This is a genomic window from Corynebacterium sp. NPDC104732, from assembly GCF_055583565.1.
Genome location: NZ_JBVJNS010000003.1, coordinates 61521 through 79716, shown reverse-complemented (window position 1 = coordinate 79716; position 18196 = coordinate 61521). Strand labels below are relative to the sequence as shown.

Annotated in this window: 18 protein-coding genes; 12 read left to right on the top strand and 6 right to left on the bottom strand. The window is 56.7% G+C overall.

Features of this window, described 5'->3' with window-relative positions:
• Positions 1-60 precede the first annotated feature (60 nt).
• From yidC to rpmH, 4 genes are read right to left on the bottom strand one after another with little or no spacing between them, the layout of a single operon-like run.
• Entirely contained in the window at positions 61-1014 is a 954-nt protein-coding gene (gene yidC / locus ACZ6ZO_RS03430) for a membrane protein insertase YidC (RefSeq protein WP_465290562.1), read from the bottom strand.
• 8 nt (positions 1015-1022) lie between these two features.
• Positions 1023-1286, bottom strand: a complete 264-nt coding sequence (gene yidD / locus ACZ6ZO_RS03425; RefSeq protein WP_182385091.1) for a membrane protein insertion efficiency factor YidD — start codon at positions 1284-1286, stop codon at positions 1023-1025.
• Entirely contained in the window at positions 1249-1599 is a 351-nt protein-coding gene (gene rnpA, locus ACZ6ZO_RS03420) for a ribonuclease P protein component (RefSeq protein ID WP_182385092.1), read from the bottom strand. Before rnpA ends, yidD begins: the two co-directional genes overlap by 38 nt.
• A 9-nt stretch (positions 1600-1608) precedes the next feature.
• Positions 1609-1752 carry a 50S ribosomal protein L34 gene (gene rpmH, locus ACZ6ZO_RS03415; RefSeq protein WP_182385093.1) on the bottom strand — a complete coding sequence of 48 codons (144 nt, stop codon included), beginning with the start codon at positions 1750-1752 and terminating at the stop codon, positions 1609-1611.
• A gap of 758 nt (positions 1753-2510) precedes the next feature.
• Between rpmH and dnaA the strand changes: the two genes are divergently transcribed.
• From dnaA to ACZ6ZO_RS03355, 12 genes are all read left to right on the top strand, one after another.
• On the top strand, positions 2511-3959 hold the full coding sequence (gene dnaA, locus ACZ6ZO_RS03410; RefSeq protein WP_182385094.1) for a chromosomal replication initiator protein DnaA: 1449 nt from the start codon (positions 2511-2513) through the stop codon (positions 3957-3959).
• Between the two features lie 556 nt (positions 3960-4515).
• Positions 4516-5697 carry a DNA polymerase III subunit beta gene (dnaN, locus tag ACZ6ZO_RS03405; protein WP_465290558.1) on the top strand — a complete coding sequence of 394 codons (1182 nt, stop codon included), beginning with the start codon at positions 4516-4518 and terminating at the stop codon, positions 5695-5697.
• The gene (gene recF / locus ACZ6ZO_RS03400) at positions 5698-6870 is read left to right on the top strand and encodes a DNA replication/repair protein RecF (protein WP_465290556.1); all 1173 of its coding nucleotides are present in this window, start codon (positions 5698-5700) and stop codon (positions 6868-6870) included.
• A complete protein-coding gene (locus ACZ6ZO_RS03395; protein WP_182385097.1) occupies positions 6854-7387 on the top strand; it encodes a DciA family protein in 534 nt (177 codons plus the stop codon). The genes recF and ACZ6ZO_RS03395 overlap by 17 nt, the downstream gene beginning before the upstream one ends.
• 168 nt (positions 7388-7555) lie before the next feature.
• On the top strand, positions 7556-7996 hold the full coding sequence (locus tag ACZ6ZO_RS03390; RefSeq protein WP_465290554.1) for a hypothetical protein: 441 nt from the start codon (positions 7556-7558) through the stop codon (positions 7994-7996).
• A 13-nt stretch (positions 7997-8009) separates the two neighbouring features.
• Complete coding sequence (locus ACZ6ZO_RS03385) at positions 8010-8180, top strand: hypothetical protein (RefSeq protein ID WP_465290552.1); 171 nt, start codon at positions 8010-8012, stop codon at positions 8178-8180.
• Between the two features lie 156 nt (positions 8181-8336).
• On the top strand, positions 8337-10361 hold the full coding sequence (gene gyrB / locus ACZ6ZO_RS03380; protein ID WP_182385099.1) for a DNA topoisomerase (ATP-hydrolyzing) subunit B: 2025 nt from the start codon (positions 8337-8339) through the stop codon (positions 10359-10361).
• Between the two features lie 76 nt (positions 10362-10437).
• Positions 10438-11388 carry a pyridoxal-phosphate dependent enzyme gene (locus tag ACZ6ZO_RS03375; RefSeq protein WP_182385100.1) on the top strand — a complete coding sequence of 317 codons (951 nt, stop codon included), beginning with the start codon at positions 10438-10440 and terminating at the stop codon, positions 11386-11388.
• A complete protein-coding gene (locus tag ACZ6ZO_RS03370) occupies positions 11385-13982 on the top strand; it encodes an FAD/NAD(P)-binding protein (protein ID WP_465290549.1) in 2598 nt (865 codons plus the stop codon). The genes ACZ6ZO_RS03375 and ACZ6ZO_RS03370 overlap by 4 nt, the downstream gene beginning before the upstream one ends.
• A gap of 59 nt (positions 13983-14041) precedes the next feature.
• Entirely contained in the window at positions 14042-14305 is a 264-nt protein-coding gene (locus tag ACZ6ZO_RS03365) for an ATP-binding cassette domain-containing protein (protein ID WP_465290547.1), read from the top strand.
• Between the two features lie 108 nt (positions 14306-14413).
• Entirely contained in the window at positions 14414-15907 is a 1494-nt protein-coding gene (locus tag ACZ6ZO_RS03360; RefSeq protein WP_232843216.1) for a DUF4143 domain-containing protein, read from the top strand.
• A 73-nt stretch (positions 15908-15980) separates the two neighbouring features.
• Positions 15981-17321 (top strand): plasmid pRiA4b ORF-3 family protein, encoded by a 1341-nt coding sequence (locus ACZ6ZO_RS03355; RefSeq protein ID WP_465290544.1) that lies wholly within the window; start codon positions 15981-15983, stop codon positions 17319-17321.
• Positions 17322-17331: 10 nt separating this feature from the next.
• Here the strand turns inward: ACZ6ZO_RS03355 and ACZ6ZO_RS03350 are convergent, their stop codons facing one another.
• Both ACZ6ZO_RS03350 and ACZ6ZO_RS03345 read right to left on the bottom strand, forming a co-directional pair.
• On the bottom strand, positions 17332-17706 hold the full coding sequence (locus ACZ6ZO_RS03350) for an antitoxin HicB (RefSeq protein ID WP_465290542.1): 375 nt from the start codon (positions 17704-17706) through the stop codon (positions 17332-17334).
• Complete coding sequence (locus ACZ6ZO_RS03345; protein WP_465290748.1) at positions 17696-17890, bottom strand: type II toxin-antitoxin system HicA family toxin; 195 nt, start codon at positions 17888-17890, stop codon at positions 17696-17698. Before ACZ6ZO_RS03345 ends, ACZ6ZO_RS03350 begins: the two co-directional genes overlap by 11 nt.
• Positions 17891-18196: the final 306 nt, after the last annotated feature.

Genomic DNA, 18196 nt, shown 5'->3' with positions numbered 1-18196 from the left:
TCTTCTCACTCTACTGTGGCATGAAAAAAGCCACCCTTGCGGGTGGCATGTGGTGGAAGCTTACTTGCGTTTCTTCTTCGGGTTGTTGGGTCGCTGACCTGGCTTCGGGGCGGACGCTCGCTTTGCTGCCTTTTTAGCCTCGATCTCTGCTTCTTCTTCCTTGTCCATCTTGTCAAAGACGTACTTCATCTGGAAGTAAGTCCAGATGTTGTTGGCGCCCATGTAGCACAGCAGACCGATGTGCCACAGCACACCAGTGAACAAAATCGTGGCTGGCATGAACCAGAGCATCATCTTGTTCATCATGTCCATTTGAGACGCCATCATGTCATTAGCAGGGGCCTTCTGCTTACCGGAGGCAATGCGCGCTTTCTGACGTTCCAGCGACATCCGAGCATTGAAGTGCGTGGCGAGCACCGTCAGCACGATCAGCGGAGCCGCAACCATGGCGATCTTCAGCTTGCTCAGATCGGCGCCGGGGAAGGCAGCGTACTGCTCTGCCGGCATCGAGATGTACGAAGACAGTGGCACACCGAACAGTTTCGCATCCAGGAAGGACTGCACATCTTCTGGCTTGAAGAAGTAGTTGGCGGTGTTGCGGTTTTCCTCAATGGACATCCCCAGCTGTCCCGCGCCGGTACCGGTGCGGTTGAAGGAGCGCAGCACGTGGAACAGGCCAATGAACACCGGCATCTGCACCAGTAGTGGCAAGCAACCTGCGATTGGGTTGACGCCCATCTCCTTTTGGAGCTTGCGCGTCTCCTCCATCATCTTCTGCTGGTCGTTCTTGTACTTCTGGCGAATTTCCTGCATCAGTGGCTGCATTTCCTGCATCTTGCGACCGGAACGCATCTGGTTGATGATCGGCTTCACCAGCAGGATACGGATGGTGAAGGTCAGGAAGATGATGGCCAGGACCCAGGTGATACCGGATCCGGGGTCGAGCACAAAAGAAAATACTTTGTGCCAGAACCACAGCACAAAGGAAATCGGCCAATAGATGAAATTGAGCACTGTGAGTCTTAACTCCTTTTGGTTTTGCTTGGGCGGACGGGGTCAAATCCGCCCGGATGCCAGGGCCCACATTTAGAAAGCCGCACTAGGGACATTACGGTACCTTTCACGGCTCCGTGTTCCTTCAGTGCATCGAGTGCATACGCGCTGCACGTTGGCTCAAAACGACAGGTAGAACCCATCTTAAGTGGCGAGATGTACTTTTGGTATACCAACACCAGGCGCAGCAGCGCTTTAGTTGCGGGTGAGTTTGGTGAGTGCGTACTGCACATCGTCCATGAGCTCCTTGCTGGTTGCGTGGCCGGCGCGTGGCAGCGCCCTAATGACAACGTCACAGCCAGCGGGGATAGTTCCCGAAAGGTGATGGCACACATGCCGAAGCCGTCGGTAGGTTCGGTGTCTGACGACCGAATTACCGACGGCTTTGGAAACGATGAGACCGAAGTGAGGTCCGCCGAAACGGACAAACTCACTCTGATCCGCGATCACAAGATGGACGACAACCGTTTTGGTTCCCGTCCGGCGTCCCTTACGCACTACGCGCCGGAACTCGGCAGAGTCCAGCTTGAACTGCTGAGGGAGCACTCTTGTAAATTACGCGGTCAGCTTTGCACGGCCCTTGCTACGACGAGCCGCAACGATTGCGCGACCGGAACGGGTACGCATACGAGTACGGAAGCCGTGAACACGTGCACGACGACGGTTGTTCGGCTGGAACGTCCGCTTGCCCTTTGCCACGGTTACACTCCTAAAGTTCTGATCGGGAGACGTCATGGCTGCGAAAAATTGGCTGGCGCGCTTAACGACGCCAGTTGTTCAAAATCCGTGGCCCTTACGTCACCCTGGTTTGGATGATTGTTAACAACTCGGACGTTGAAATGTGTCGCACACGCTTAGCTAAGCGGCGCGTCACAGGCCGACTAACTTCCGAGCCGCCAGGCTTGAAGAACAAACCCGGCGTTATGCACACCAAAATCTAGTGATGTGACAGACAGGTGAAATCCTACGCTATGGCTGGGTGCGAACCAAATCGACACGCCGGGGGAAATGACTACCCCTTGAATGACATTTTTGTAATTCGAGCGCTGGTAGGACGCGTTTTTGCACGGTTATCCACATGTAGCATGTTCACTACCGAGTGGGGCATTTTCCCTATGTAGACAGGGTGCGCGAGAGCCGAGTAAGTATAGAAATACGCGTTTCATTCACAGCCTGTGCGTAAACCAAAATGTGTATAACTCTCGACCAAAACTTTAGAGTTTAAAATTTCATCGCTAAAGATGCAGGTCACAAGGTTTTCCACCCCCATGAAAGTTATCCACAGGCTATGACGTATCCTGTGTATAACTTGGTGTAAAAAGTTATCCACAGGTGTGTACAACTCTGTGGAAGCACAGGACAATGACAATTTCATGATGTGGACAACCTATCCACCGCCAAAAGAACAACCGTCCGACCACATCCATCGGACAACTGCGTAGCAAAAAGGAATGTAAGTGACCCAGATTTCAGATGATCTGCAAACAACGTGGCATGAGATCGTCGCAGACCTCACCCGCCTAGCCGAGGAACCCGGCTCAGGCGTGGCACCGCTGACCGTTAAGCAGCGCGCATTCCTTGCTCTGGTCAAGCCGATTTCTTTCATTCCGGGCTACGCCATCATTTCCACACCACACAACATGGCTCGTGACGTGATCGAAAATGATCTCGGCGATGCCATCCGCCTCGTCCTGCAGCGCAAAATGGGTCGCCCCTTCTCGCTCGCCGTATCCGTGGAGCCAGATAACCCTGATCAACACGAGTTGCCGCTTGAGAAAAAGCCGGCGCAACAGGATCACTGGAAAGAGGTGGTCGTCGATACGCCCGCGCCTGAACCGGCCCCTGTCGTGCGGGAAGCACCGTCCACCGACAAACGAGACCTCTCACTGAATCCGAAGTACACCTTCGAAAATTTTGTGATCGGCAGCTCGAACCGTTTCCCAGTCGCCGCCGCCAAGGCGGTCTCGGAATCACTGGCTCAGGCCTACAACCCGCTGTTTATTTGGGGCGGATCCGGCCTCGGGAAAACGCACCTGCTGCACGCCATCGGTAACTATGCAAAGGTGCTGCAACCTGGGCTGCGCGTGAAATACGTGTCCTCTGAGGAATTCACCAACGACTACATCAACTCGGTGCGTGATGACCGTCAGGAAAAATTCAAGCGAAACTACCGCAACCTGGACGTGCTCATGGTTGATGACATCCAGTTCCTGGAGGGCAAGGAAGGCACCCAGGAAGAGTTCTTCCACACCTTCAACGCGCTACATCAGGCGGACAAGCAGATCGTCTTGAGCTCTGACCGCCCACCAAAGGAGCTAACTACCCTCACCGACCGGCTGCGCACCCGATTCAAGGCCGGCCTCATTACTGACATTCAGCCGCCTGACCTGGAAACACGGATGGCCATCTTGTCCAAGAAGGCGCAGTCCGAAGGTACCGTCGTCGATCACGAAGTTCTGGAGCTCATTGCATCCCGGTTTGAGACATCCATCCGTGAACTCGAAGGCGCCCTCATCCGCGTCACTGCCTATTCCTCGCTGATCAAAGAACCAATCGACCTCAAAACCGCCGAGATCGCCCTGCGCGACATCATGCCCGACGCCGACGACGTTGAAATCAGCGCTGACCACATCATTGAGCAGGCAGCCGAGTACTTCGACGTCACCGTTGATGCGCTCACCGGCGTCGGCAAGACCCGTGCGGTGGCACATGCGCGTCAGATCGCCATGTACCTGTGCCGCGAACTCACCGATCTTTCCTTGCCACGTATCGGCGAGTACTTCGGCGGTAAGGATCACACGACAGTGATGTACGCGGTGCGCAAGATCAACAAGGAAATGACCGAAAAGCGCGATACTTACGATCAGATCCAGTCGCTGACCTCGGCGATTAAGAAGCGCAAGTAGCGGGTTGCTGATAGCGATTCGGTCGCTGGAACTAATCCCTATGCCTATCCAAAGCAAAAGCCCAGGTGGCGAGCATGAATAGGCATAGGGATTTTTTGTGCAACCACCGATCGCTATCCGCGCATTCTTGGCCGCAAAAAACTATCCACAGATGTTATCCACACCTGTGTAATTACAAGAGTGTGATTCCGTGAAACAGCACACAAGCGGGCATGTGCAAAACTACGGCAAATCTGTGCAAGAACACGTGGATCATTTGTGGATAACCAACGACTGGCAAAAGTATCCCCAACCGGCCATTGTTATCCACAGATCATTCACATGCCATCCACACGCTAGGATTGAAGCGATGAGCTGTGGAAAACCCGAGTTATCCACAGTTTGCACAGGACTTACTGTAGTTACCATTCTTTTACTTGTAATTCTTAAAGAAGAAAGAGGGCGTGGGGATAGTTCTTCGAAAGCACCTCGGGCCGAGGCTGCTCGATTTACCTTCGCTCCTCTTCCCAGGTAGCTTTGTGTGTAATTACGAAACTTTGAAGGAGACTTAGCGAGCATGGAGACATCAATTTCATTCCGTGTGGCCAAGGACGATTTGGCTAGCGCGGTGGCTTGGGTTGCACGTAGCTTGCCGTCGAAGCCAACTCAGCCGGTGCTCCGTGGCATGCTGATCACCGCAGACGATGATGGTCTTGAGCTTGCTGGCTTTGACTATGAGGTGTCTACCAAGCAACGAATTTCTGCCGAGGTTTCCCAAAATGGCCGCATTGCTGTTGCCGGTAAACTGATCGCGGATATCACCAGCACGTTGCCTAACAAGCCTGTTGATGTCACGGTTGATGGCTCTAAGGTGTTGCTTTCCTGTGGTGCTTCTCGCTTCGAGCTGCCGAGCATTCCACTCGATGATTACCCGCAGCTCCCTGCCCTCCCTGAGGTCACCGGTGCGATCGACCCGAAGCTCTTCACCGAGGCCGTCACCCAGGTTGCTACGGCTGCTGGTCGCGACGAAACCCTCCCAATGCTCACCGGCGTCCACTTTGAGGTTCACGGCGAAGATGTACTGCTGGCCGCTACAGACCGATTCCGTCTTGCCGTACGCAGCTTCAACTGGATTCCACGGAACCCGCAGGTAGAAGCCAAGTTGCTGATCCCAGCGAAGACGCTCTTGGAAAACGCCCGCAGCCTGGATACCAGCCTCAACGATCCTGTTGAGATCGCGGTGGGCAACGATGAACAGATCGGTAGCGATGGTTTGTTTGGTGTTCATGCGGACACCCGCCAGACCACCACGCGCATGCTCGACGCGGACTTCCCGAATTTCCGCCCGCTGCTGCCGAAGTCTCACACCTCCATCGCCAGCGTGGAGATTGCACCGCTTCTCGACGCCATCCGCCGCGTCGCCCTCGTCGCCGACCGCAACGCGCAGATCCGCATGAGCTTCTCCGAGGGCCAGGTTGTGCTGGACGCAGGTGGCAATGACTCCGGCCATGCAGAGGAAGTTCTTCCGTGTGCTTTTGCAGGTGAACCGCTGCACATCGCGTTTAACCCGGGTTATCTGAAGGACGGTCTAGCCGTGATTAACACGAATCGTGTTGTTTTCGGTTTCACGCAGCCTTCTCGCCCGGCGATCATGATTCCGGAGCCAGAGGTGTTGCCTGAGGCTGATGGCAATGGTGAGTTCCCGACCCCAGCCACGGACTTCACCTATTTGTTGATGCCAGTTCGCCTGCCGGGCTAAATGCACCTTCGTCACCTGCAGTTACGGGATTTCCGTTCATGGCCGACGCTTGAGCTTGAGCTGGGGCCGGGCGTGACCGTGTTTGTGGGCAGAAATGGCCACGGAAAGACGAACATTGTCGAGGCCGTCGGGTACGCGGCACACCTGTCGAGCCATCGGGTTCCCACCGATGCGCCGCTCGTGCGATCTGGGCAAGACAACGCCCTGATTTCCGCGACGGCGATCAATGACGGCCGTGAGCTGACTGCGCACTTGCTGGTGAATGCCCATCGGGCCAACCAGGCGCAGATTAACCGTACTCGCCTGAAAAGCCCCCGCGAGCTGCTGGGAGTGGTCAAGACGGTGCTGTTCGCCCCGGAGGATTTGGCCCTGGTCAAGGGTGAGCCCTCGGAGCGGCGCAAGTACTTAGACACGATCCTGGCCACTCGTCAGCCGCGGCTCGCGGGCGTGAAAGCGGACTACGAGCGCGTCGTTAAGCAACGCAATGCCCTATTGAAGTCGGCGGGTGCCGCGCTGCGCCGCGGGTATGACGACGCAGACGGGGCTAGCGCCTTAACGACGCTGGATGTGTGGGATTCCCACCTTGCCCACCTCGGGGCGCAGTTGATTGCGCACCGACTCATGCTGGTCGCCGAATTACGGGACGAAGTACCCAAGGCCTATTCCACCATCGCCCCGGAATCCCGGCCCGCATCCGTGAGTTACAAGTCCACCGTGCCTGTCTCCGGGACAGACCCGGCGGTGATCGAAGCCGAGATGCTCGCGGAACTTGGGGTCCGGCGTGCTAAGGAAATTGACCGCGGAATGTCATTAGTAGGCCCGCATCGCGATGACCTGGAGCTGATTTTGGGTAACGATCCCGCAAAAGGATTCGCCAGCCACGGGGAGACGTGGTCGTTTGCGCTTTCGTTGCGGATCGCCGAATTTTATCTGGTCAAAGGCACCGGTTCTGACCCCATTTTGATATTGGACGACGTTTTCGCGGAGCTCGACGCCAAACGGCGCACCAAACTAGTACAGATCGCTCAAGATGTAGAGCAAGTGCTGATCACCGCTGCCGTGGATGGAGATTTACCCGAAAACCTGGTTGATGTCACCACCCACACAGTGACTGCGATCGACGATCCGGAACTCGGCAGAATTTCAAGGTTGGACTATGAGCGAGCCGATTGACCCAATCCAGGCCGCCTTCGAAAACGTTCGCAAGCAGGCGAAACTCAAAACCGGGAAGGCGCCGGACTTAAGTAAGCAGGGGCAGGGGCGTCGTAAAGCGCCTGCTTCCGGGCGGCGTCGCGGCATCCCCACAGGTAAAGACGGCAGGCCGCTGCGCAGGCGCGACAATTTTCAGACCCTCAGCGACGTGCTCAAAGGCGAGATTCGTAGCCGGGGTTGGCAAAAAGACATTGCCGGCGGTTGGATTTTCTCGCACTGGAATGTGCTGGTCGGCGACAAAATCGCCCAGCACACGCGCGTGCAGATGATGAAAGACAAAGCACTGTTCATTCAATGCGACTCCACCGCGTGGGCGACAAACCTGCGCCTTATGCAGCGTCAAATCCTGCAGGAAATTGCAAAACACGTCGGGCCGGACGTGGTGGCGGAGCTGAAGATCTTTGGTCCGAACGTACCGAGCTGGCGCAAAGGACCGCTGCATGTGAAAGGCCGCGGGCCGCGGGATACCTACGGATAACTAAATAAAGTTGCGATTTCAGGTTGATTACGAGTAGGTAACAATCATTGAATGGCGTTCAGTGGCAGGTGATGATATTTATGTTCATTACCGGCTATCCTTTGAGGAAGGAAACCATGTTTGGAAAAAACCGCGCTAGTGATTGCCTGTATAGCAAGCATGTCGAGTATGACCTCACCTGCTGCAGTCGCTGCCCCAACGAGTGCGATTGAAGTTCCGGCTCAATCGAATATCGAAGCTGTGCGTGAGGCTCAAGAGCAGTATCGGCAGACTGCAACCCCAGAAGAGTACGCCGCAGCCATGCGCGCCTATGAGGAACTACGTACCACGGGCGCAATCAGTGAAACCACATTAAATAGCGGTCCAAACACAGCAACCTTGAGAGCGGCCTGCATTTCAATTCCTAAGTGGGCGATTGTTGCCTACGGCTGGAATCTCAAAGCGGGTGGTTATGTATCAGCTATAACTGCTACTGGAGTATCAGGTACCATAATTGGACTTCCTGCTGCACAGGTGCTGATCGCAATTGGAGCCATCGGAGTTGAAGGCGGGCAGGGATTAATCAATTGGGCAGAATCTACTACATGGCCAAAACAAATTTGCATCTAGCTAGGTGATTGACTTGATTTCGACTGTGCTGCTGTATGTTATCGACGGGTTATTCATTTCTGCTTTGGGCTACTCGGCTTGGTATCAAGCTGACCGAAGACGTAAAGCGGAAAAGAGGATAAGCGAGTTAGAGGCGATCATCGGCAAGAAGGAACCCCGCGCTGGTTTTGGTGAAGGAAACTGATTTTTGCCCGGCCACACCAGTGAGTTTTCTGAAGCATCAGCAAAAAGGCGCCACAATCGTCCCTGAGCACTCGCGTCCGTCATCCCAGTAGGGGAGCACACAGTGTAAGATAGAGGGGTCTATCGGCAATTTTAGAGCAAGGAGTGCTAGCGACCCGTGGCTGCGCAACATGAATATGACGCTTCATCGATCACTATCCTTGAGGGTCTTGAAGCTGTCCGTAAGCGCCCTGGCATGTACATCGGTTCCACCGGTGAGCGTGGCCTCCACCATCTGGTGTGGGAAGTAGTTGACAACTCCGTCGATGAGGCGATGGCGGGATACGCCACGCACGTCGATGTCACCCTGCTCAAGGATGGCGGGGTCGAGGTCGTTGACGATGGCCGTGGTATCCCAGTGGAAATGCACCCTTCTGGCGCTCCTACCGTCCAGGTTGTTATGACCCAGCTGCACGCCGGCGGTAAGTTCGACTCCGAATCCTACGCAGTGTCCGGTGGTTTGCACGGCGTGGGTATCTCCGTGGTCAACGCCCTGTCCACCCGAGTGGAAGCCGACATTAAACGTGATGGGAAGCACTGGTACCAGCGCTTCAACAACGCCGTTCCAGAACCACTGGAAGAAGGTGGCGGAGCTCGTGGCACCGGCACCACCATTCGATTCTGGCCAGACCCGGAAATCTTTGAGACCACCACCTTCAAGTTCGAAACCATCTCCAAGCGCCTGCAGGAAATGGCCTTCCTGAACAAGGGGCTGACCATCACCCTCACGGACAAGCGCGTCACCGAGGAAGAACTCGTACTGGAAGAAATCGCTGAGGAAGGCGACACCGCCCAGTCCGTCTCTCTCGAAGAAGTTGACGCCCAGGCCGAGCAGAAGCCGAAGAAAACAGAGAAGAAGCTTGTTTTCCATTACCCGGATGGTCTGAAGGACTACGTTAAATTCATCAATAAAACGAAGACCGCGGTCCACCCAAGCATCGTCACCTACGAAGCTAAGGGGGAGGGTCACGAACTAGAGATCGCATTGCAGTGGAACTCCGGCTTCTCCGAGTCAGTGCACACCTTCGCTAACACCATCAACACCCACGAGGGGGGTACTCATGAGGAGGGTTTCCGCGCTGCGCTGACCTCCCTGATGAACAAGTACGCCCGTGAGCACAAGCTCCTCAAGGACAAGGAGCCTAATCTCACCGGCGATGACTGCCGTGAAGGCCTTGCCGCCGTGGTCTCCGTGCGGGTGTCTGACCCACAGTTTGAAGGCCAGACTAAGACCAAGCTCGGCAACACTGAGGTGCGGTCCTTCGTCCAGAAGGCCACCAACGAACACCTTCATGACTGGTTTGATGCCAACCCTGCTGAGGCCAAGGTCATCATCTCCAAGGCGGTATCCTCCTCTCACGCACGCCAAGCTGCCCGCAAGGCCCGCGACCTGATTCGACGTAAGTCCGCCACCGACCTCGGCGGCCTGCCAGGTAAGCTTGCGGACTGCCGTTCCAAGGATCCAGTAAAGTCCGAACTGTACATCGTGGAGGGTGACTCCGCAGGTGGCTCCGCCAAGTCCGGCCGCGACTCCATGTACCAGGCCATCCTTCCGCTCCGTGGCAAGATCCTGAACGTGGAAAAGGCCCGCCTGGATAAGGTGTTGAAAAACAACGAAGTGCAGGCCATCATCACTGCACTCGGCACCGGCATCAATGACGAGTTCGACATCGCCAAGCTGCGTTACCACAAGATCGTGCTCATGGCCGACGCCGACGTCGACGGCCAGCACATCGCAACGCTGCTGCTCACCCTGCTGTTCCGCTTCATGCCAGAGCTGATCATCCAAGGCCACGTCTATCTCGCGCAGCCACCGCTGTATAAGCTCAAGTGGGCCAAGGGCGATCCTGGCTTCGCCTACTCCGACGCCGAACGCGATCAACAACTCGCCGAAGGCCTCGAAGCCGGCCGCAAGATCAACACCGACGACGGCATCCAGCGCTACAAGGGCCTCGGCGAAATGAACGCCAACGAGCTGTGGGAAACCACCATGGACCCATCCATCCGTATCCTGCGTCGCGTAGACATGGAAGACGCGCAGCGTGCCGACGAACTGTTCTCCATCCTCATGGGTGACGACGTCGCCGCTCGCCGTTCCTTCATCACGCGTAATGCGAAGGATGTTCGCTTCTTGGATGTGTAACCGCTGTCGAATTTGTGGTTCTGTTTTGGCCAGATCGAGCCAGAAATTCGACGCAAGTTAACCTATAATAGGGAAAATGAATCGTGCACCCCATCCCTGTGCAAGTATTTCTGATGCCCTGGGAAACACCCCGCTGGTAAGTCTGGAACGACTCGGACTCAATAAGCTCACTGCCTGGGCCAAGTTGGAGCAGTTCAATCCCGGTGGTAGCGCCAAGGATCGGACGGCGCGCGAGATGGTGAAAGTGGCCGATATTGCTCCCGGCACTATGGTGATCGAGTCCAGCTCGGGAAACCTGGGGCTGGCGCTGTCTCGGGAAGCTGTGTTGGGTGGCTGGGATTTCCACTGCGTGGTTGATCCCCGCGCGAACAAGGCCACAGTTAATTACATGAAGGCCATGGGCGCGACCGTCCACGTCCTCACCGAGCCAGATCCGGAGACCGGGGATTGGCTCGCGGCCCGCCGCAAGAAGGTAGCTGAGCTGCTCAAGGACAACCCGGATGCGATCAATCTGGATCAGTACTCGAACACCGCGGCTTTTCACGCACATGCGCAAGGCACCATGCGCGAAATTCACGAACAACTGGGCCACGCCCCAGACTTTCTCCTCGTAGCTGTGTCCACCACCGGAACTATCGGCGGCTGCCAAAAATATGTGCGTCAACACGGACTGGGTACCCAACTGGTCGCAGTGGACGCCGAAGGCTCGGTGCTCTTTGGGGGTGAGCGCGGCACGCGCCACCTGCCCGGATTTGGGGCGGGGGTGGTGCCGGAGCTTTCGTCCCAGGTCCGCCCGGATCGGGTTATGAGGATCGCGGATCGGGCGTCGATAAGCGCTGCGCGGAATTTAGCGCGCACCACAGCGATTGTGCCAGGGGCATCGGGCGGCGCGGTGATTGCGGCACTGCTCCAGCTTGATCGCGAGCTGACCGAGCCTGCCGAGGCAGTGGTGGTTATTCACGATAGCGGCAATTTCTACCTGGATACGATCTACAACGACGAGTGGGTGCGGGAGAACGTGAAATGAGGATCGCAATTGTCGGCGGCGGGCCACGCGGGTTGTGGGCGGCCGAGGAACTGATGAACTTGGCGTGGCAGCGTGGCCTTGCGCTGCACGTGACGGTGTTCGATGGCGGGGGAGTAAAAGCTTACGATCCGTCCCAGCCGGACTATTGGCTGCTCAACGTCACCGCGGAGATCGTTGAGTCCACCACGCTGGGATCTTTCAATGAGTGGTCCGGCAACACCGAGACCTACCCGCCCCGGGCGCGCGTCGGTGAGTTCCTTGCCGAGTCTTGGACCCGCCTGCCCATCCCGCCGCGCTGCACGATCACGCGTGTGGGCCACGAAATCGCCGACTCGCAGGCACTCACCAGCGAGTTTGACCAGGTCCTCGACGTCACAGGGCACGACGCGACCTGGCCGGGCGCGCTTGACGACGCCCTGACGGTCTATCCCCACGGCTCCCTGGATTCCGTGACCCCGGGCAGCACCGTCGCGATTCGCGGCACCGCCCTGACCTTCATCGATGCCGTCCTTGACCTCACCATCGGTCGGGGCGGAAAGTTCAAAGATGGCGTGTACCACCCTTCCGGATACGAGCCCAAGCAGATCATTCCGGTCAGTCGCTCGGGCAGATTCATGAACGTCAAGCCGGATCACTCCCCGCAGACCGATTATGTGGTCGATCGATTCGGCCCTGCTATTGGGGCTGCTGAGTCGACAGCGGAGATTACTGCGCTCTTGCAGCAGGCGGCGGCCACCCTGACCGAGGACTGTCCTGACAACATTGCGGCGGTGCTGGCGGGAACTGATGCGCCGGCAGATGGCGTCGCTGAGCTGCGTGCGAGCATTGCGGTTGCCGTAGGGGAGCGGCCACTGGATGCGCGCGGAGCGGTGGGAGTGGCGTATCGTGCGCTGTATCCGCAGCTCGTTGACCGAATCTCCTTCCAGGATCCGCTCCCAGGATTTAAGGAACTGACCCGCATCTTGGAGCCGGTCGCCTTCGGCCCGCCGTCCTGTAATGCCCTCAAGATCCTGGCGCTTATTGACGCTGAACTCATCGCTCCACCCGTGACCGGGGATATTCCCGGGGCGGACTTTGTGATTGATGCGGTGCAAGCACCACCTCCGTATCCGCCGGTGCGCACAGATCGGGACGGTTTCCTGCCGGGGTCCGACAATTTTGCGGTGATTGGCCGCGCGACCGAGCTCTGGGTGCTGGGTAACGACACGCTCTCGCGCGCCTACCACGATGTGATTCCGCGGTGGGCGCGCCGGGTGGTAGCTGCCCACTCGCCACAGGAAGTGCATGGCCTACCACCAATGCCGGCGCGGCTGGAGCCGTGGGCGCAGCAACTGACGGAGTCCTATTCCGATGCTCGCCGCCTGATTGACACCTACGGTAGTCCGATCAACGTCCTGAATTCGGAGCCGATGCTGCGCAATGCCCAAGAACTGGTGGCCGCCGGTCAGGATCACGACGTGGAAATCCGCGTGTTCTTCGCACGCAAGGCAAACAAAGCGCTGACTTTTGTTGACGCCATCCACCAGGCCGGGCACGGCGTGGATGTGGCGAGCTTCCGCGAACTGCAGCAAGTGCTGGATCGCGGAGTTGCAGGGGAGAACATCATCTTGAGCGCCGCGATCAAGTCCGATGAGCTACTGCGCTTGGCAGTCGAGCGCAATGTGACGATCAGCGTGGACAATGTCACGGAGCTGCGGCGCATCGTCCAGCTGGCAGACCGACCGGTGCGCGTCGCCCCGCGCCTGGCTCCCAACCCGAAGCGCTTGCCACCGACCCGCTTCGGTGAGCGCAGTTCCACCTGGATCCAGGCGCTGACTAGCATAGATCTTGGTCATGTCTCGGTAGTCGGAGTTCACGTCCACCTGCACGGCTACAGTGCTTCCGACCGGGTCACCGCTCTCCACGAGGCCTTCCACCTCATCGATGCCCTGCCACACCCTATCGAATTCATCGACCTCGGCGGCGGCGTGCCCATGAGCTACCTCGCGGACCCTGCCGACTGGCAGCGCTTCCACACAATGCGTGCGCACCCACACCTTGCCCCGTTCACCTGGAAAAACGACCCGCTGAAGACGATTTACCCGTATTGGCAAACCCTCACGCGTGGCACCTGGCTCGGCGAGGTCCTCACCTCCGAAGGCATCGCCGACGGGCTGCGCAGCCGGGCCCTTAGGCTGCACCTGGAGCCGGGCCGTTCGCTTCTCGACGGCTGTGGCCTCATTCTGGCCCAAGTGGAATTCGTCAAAACCCGCAGCGATGGCCTGCCCCTGGTGGGCCTGGCGATGAATCGCACCCAATGTCGTACCACCTCGGACGATTACACAGTCGACCCGCTGCTCATCCGCGCGCCGGGCAATGCATCCGGACCCGAGGTGGAAGCATTCCTGGTGGGTGCCTACTGCATCGAAGACGAGATCATCTTGCGTCGTCGCATTCGATTTCCTCACGGGGTGGCTCCGGGCGACATTGTTGCGATCCCGAATACTGCCGGATACTTTATGCACATCTTGGAAAGTGCGTCCCATCAGATTCCATTGGCGAGGAATGTTCAGTGGCCTAGTGGCCAATTGGACGACATCGATAGGCTTAGTTGATCTTGCGCTGCGGAAGTTGCTAACCAGGGGGCATCTGGGTTTCGCCCTAAGATGGTGGCATGACCACGTTGATCCACGTGGATAGTTTCAACATCACGCGAGGCAAGACGCACATCCTTCGTGTTTTATCCTTTGAGCTGCAAGAATGCAGCATTACGGGCATCATCGGTCCTTCTGGTTCCGGCAAGACGACGCTGCTCCGAGCCATCGTTGGTGTGCAGAAATACCAAGGCGAGTTACATGTCCTTGGCCACCCAGCCGGTGACGCTGCCAATCGCGGGCGAATTGGCTATATGACGCAAAGTGCCAGCGTCTACGAGTGACTCACCGTCCGCCAAAACCTCAGCTACTTTTCCCAGCTCACGGGTTCAGCAGCCGAGGTTGACAGCACAATCGAATTCCTGGGTCTTACCGAGCAGCGCGACCAAAAAGTGAGCACGCTCTCGGGTGGCCAACGCAATCGGGTGAGTTTGAGAGCACCGCTCGCTGGTATCGTCGGCGGGTCTTTTGGCTTGCTAGCCAGTGCATTTGCCGAAAACGGATTCCAGGCGGTGCAGTTCATGCCCGTTTTCTTTGGCCCGCAGTTCTTCCTGGGCGGCGTGCTGGTGCCGCGCTCGGATATGAATTCCGTGCTCCAGGTGGTCTCGAATTTCCTGCCGCTGTCCTACGTGATCGACGTGCTGCGAAAGCTGCTGGTTTCCACAGAAATCTACGGCGAATTTTGGCGCGACATGTCCGTCGTGGCGGCCTTCGCGGTGGGAGCACTCATCCTCGCGGCGGTGTCCATGCCGCGCGCCACGAACACTTATCGCCTTGATCGTGAGAACGAGCGGGCTCTGATTGAAGCCAGCATGGATGAACTCTTAACAAGTGAGGATTCGGTATGCCTCGATGAGTGGCAGCATGTGCCGCAAGTATGGGACGCTGTGCGACGCTTGGTCGATGATGGTACCTCAACGCGATTTTTCTTGAACGGAAGCGCGACTCCGCGAACTGGGATAGATATTCATTCTGGCGCTGGCCGGATTTTGTCTTTGCGCATGCGTCCCTTGTCAGTGGCTGAGCGTGTTGGAACGACACCAACCGCGTACATAGCCGACTTGTTCGAAGGAACAGCAGATGTTCGCGGTGAAACTGACTGGACGCTCCAGAAGTATGCGGACGCCATTTGTTCCACTGGTTTGCCGGGTATCTACCAAATGAGCGGGGGAATGCGTCGACAAGCTATCGCGTCGTACATCGGGCGGGTAATTGACCGTGACATCGCTGACCAAGGCTTGATGGTTCGCAAGCCTGAATCCATGCGCGCATGGTGGGCGGCCTACGCGGCTGCATCGTCAACCACAACTGCGTACAACAAGATTTTGGATGCGGCGACACCAGGGGATGCCGGAAAGGTGTCCAAAGACGCTGCCCTGGCATATCGTGATGCTCTCACCGCGTTGTGGCTGCTTGATCCAGTTCCGGCGTGGTTCCCTAACCGTTCACCCTTCAAGAAGCTGACTACAGGGCCGAAGCATCAAGTTTTCGACCCAGGCATCGCTGCAGCTCTGATTGGGGTGACGCCAGAAATGCTAGTTTCACAGAACCCGAGTAGTTGGGAACTCTTTGGCCAACTCTTTGAGTCATTAGCAACTTTGACCGTTCGTGCGGCCGGCCAAGCCGCCGAGGCACACACTTCTCACCTCCGGACTCAAGGAGGATTGAAAGAAGTGGATCTCATCCTTGAGCGTTTTGATGGCCGTGTCATTGCATTCGAAGTCAAACTTAAGCCGGTGCCCAATGACCGAGATGTGCGCCATCTGCATTGGCTCGGCGAACAACTCGGGGGTCGACTCAAGGAAAAAGTTGTCATCACGACGGGCACGCATGCTTATCGACGCTCCGATGGTGTCATCGCTGTCCCACTGGCACTGCTGGGTTAGCAATCATTGGATCTGACCAAGATTACCCGTGTTACAACCAACCGCGGCCCGTAAAAACCGGCATGCTAGTGGCATGGATCTTGCAACTCTCCGCATTTCTCTTAATGACACCAACGTTTACCGAATCGTCGAGCTACCTCATGAGGTTTCGCTGAATGCGTTGCATCGTGTTGTCCAGTTCGCCTTTGGTTGGGAAGATATGCATCTCCATTCGTTCACTTCACCAGCGATGAAAGGTGTTGAATGGACGAATTACATTTCGGAACCAGAGCGTCAGCGTGACGACAGCACGGAGTTTCTGCATGTTCTGGCTCCCAAAGTGGGCGACAGACTGACCTATGTGTATGACTTCGGTGACTGGTGGGAGCACACCATCGAAGTAGTTGAATTGCAGCCCGGAAAGGCTCAGGGGCCTTGGACACTTGGCCTGCACGAACACTGGTTTGAACCTATTCGAATCATTTCAGGAGTCGGAATGTGCCCCCCTGAGGATTTCGGCGGCCCTGGCATCTGGACCGATTTCCTGAAATGGTCGGCAGGTGCCCAGGTAGAACACAAGATGTTCGAAGAGCGGATGGAGTTTTTCTTCCCTGATTACCGTCGGCAAGATATTGCAGAAATAGCAACACTTCCGATCCGGGGTATCGAGCAGTATCTGCCACTGGGGCCCGCTTTTGATGCCCGACATGATTATTTCCTACCGCTTGATGAATCGCTGCCTCTTGCCGAATTCGTGGCGACCGGACAGTTGTGGAATCTGCAGCGCATCGTGGCTGAGGCATGGCAGTCCTGGCTTGATCCAGACGAGATGGCTTCTCCTCGTGAGCTCCTAGAAGTTATCTATTTCTTCCTTGATTTGGTGGGAGAGGGGGCGAAGCTCACGTCAGCTGGCTACTTGCCGACGAGTATCGTCACAGAATTGGAGCAGTGGGGGAGCGAGCACGGTCAAGATTGGATCAGCACGGGGCGTCGTAAAGCGCCATATAGCGAGCGGGATGTGGCGCGCGCGGGGTGGCTGCGGGAGCTGCTTTGCGACGCCGGGATCCTCAAAATCCAGAAGAAAATGATTGTCCCGGTGAAGAGCGCTCAGAAGAAGGTGCAGGACCCGGAGTGGCTGTTGGAAAGAATCTTGCGAACGATTGCGAGAAGCAATCACCCGATTGAAACCGGCCTCGAGTTGTCTACTTACATCATGTATGTGTCCTACGGCGACATGTGGCCGAACCAATTTGTTCCAACTTTCAGCCACATCATTGGTGACATGGACCTCGCCGTGAGGGATATGCACCAACGCTACCTGGACTACCTACACAATTTCATGGCGCTCGGTTACGTGGAAAAGGATCAGCGCTGGCGTAGTGCACTCGTCAGGATGTGCCACATGGTGGACGAGGATCTGAAGAAGCCAGACTAGCGTCACACAATCAGGAAAGCAGCTGGTAGACCCTACCGGTCGAGACCCCCAACAGTTCGGCGGTGTCGGCGGACGAAATGCCGCGATCTTTCAGCTGGCGAGCGACATTGCGGATCCGTGCGGCCGCAACTTCCTGTAGACGCGCGGCCTGCTCAGTTTGTGCTTTAGCCTCGGCAATCTCATTCTCGAAGCCGTCCAACGTTGCGCGAATGAGAATTTCGACGTGGGAGTGATCAACCTCTGGCTCAACGGCGTCTAGATAGTCTCGCACTTGCTGTTTTGCGTGTTTCAATGCGGAGACGCTCGTTGCATTGTTGTCGTCAACCACCAAGTCCCAGCCGCCTTCCCACCTGGAGGCTTGCACGACAATTCGGTTAGTTTCCATGTCTCACCTCGTTAATAGCCCTTAGCTCGTGTCGAGTAACCGCCGGTGAAAGCTCTCGCGTCTGTGTCAAAACCACCGGACGGTTAAGGCTTGGGTGTTCCCATACTTCGTGGTCGCCTTTTCCTTGGCGGGCAAAAGTAAACCCGGCATCAATCAGTAGTTTTACCAGGTCGCGATATTTCATCGGCTTGGTCACACAGTCAGTACAGCCCCCACTATACAAATGCTGGCAATGGTGAAAGTGGGGACTAGAAAGTCCCGATTTCCAGTGGATTACCGGCATGACCTGCCGTTTTCTGGCTACTAGAAACCTACTGGAAAATCGGGGGCTTCTAGTAGAAACAGCTCTGACCTGCAGAAAAATATTAGAGACAGTTTACTAGAAATGTTTCTAGTGACCTTTTGGTCATGGACAACTACTCCATCGCTGACCTTTGCTCGCGTCCGGAAGATCAATGGTTTGATCGAAAGTCCTCTTCAATTGCACCCA

What these genes read in the sequence shown, in the direction of transcription:
- ACZ6ZO_RS03365 (WP_465290547.1), top strand. Translation starts at nt 14,042, where the DNA reads ATGACCACGTTGATCCACGTGGATAGTTTCAACATCACGCGAGGCAAG.
- recF (WP_465290556.1), top strand. Translation starts at nt 5,698, where the DNA reads ATGCACCTTCGTCACCTGCAGTTACGGGATTTCCGTTCATGGCCGACG.
- ACZ6ZO_RS03395 (WP_182385097.1), top strand. Translation starts at nt 6,854, where the DNA reads ATGAGCGAGCCGATTGACCCAATCCAGGCCGCCTTCGAAAACGTTCGC.
- yidD (WP_182385091.1), bottom strand. Translation starts at nt 1,286, where the DNA reads ATGTGCAGTACGCACTCACCAAACTCACCCGCAACTAAAGCGCTGCTG.
- ACZ6ZO_RS03345 (WP_465290748.1), bottom strand. Translation starts at nt 17,890, where the DNA reads ATGAAATATCGCGACCTGGTAAAACTACTGATTGATGCCGGGTTTACT.
- dnaN (WP_465290558.1), top strand. Translation starts at nt 4,516, where the DNA reads ATGGAGACATCAATTTCATTCCGTGTGGCCAAGGACGATTTGGCTAGC.
- ACZ6ZO_RS03350 (WP_465290542.1), bottom strand. Translation starts at nt 17,706, where the DNA reads ATGGAAACTAACCGAATTGTCGTGCAAGCCTCCAGGTGGGAAGGCGGC.
- ACZ6ZO_RS03375 (WP_182385100.1), top strand. Translation starts at nt 10,438, where the DNA reads ATGAATCGTGCACCCCATCCCTGTGCAAGTATTTCTGATGCCCTGGGA.
- ACZ6ZO_RS03390 (WP_465290554.1), top strand. Translation starts at nt 7,556, where the DNA reads ATGACCTCACCTGCTGCAGTCGCTGCCCCAACGAGTGCGATTGAAGTT.
- ACZ6ZO_RS03370 (WP_465290549.1), top strand. Translation starts at nt 11,385, where the DNA reads ATGAGGATCGCAATTGTCGGCGGCGGGCCACGCGGGTTGTGGGCGGCC.
- ACZ6ZO_RS03355 (WP_465290544.1), top strand. Translation starts at nt 15,981, where the DNA reads ATGGATCTTGCAACTCTCCGCATTTCTCTTAATGACACCAACGTTTAC.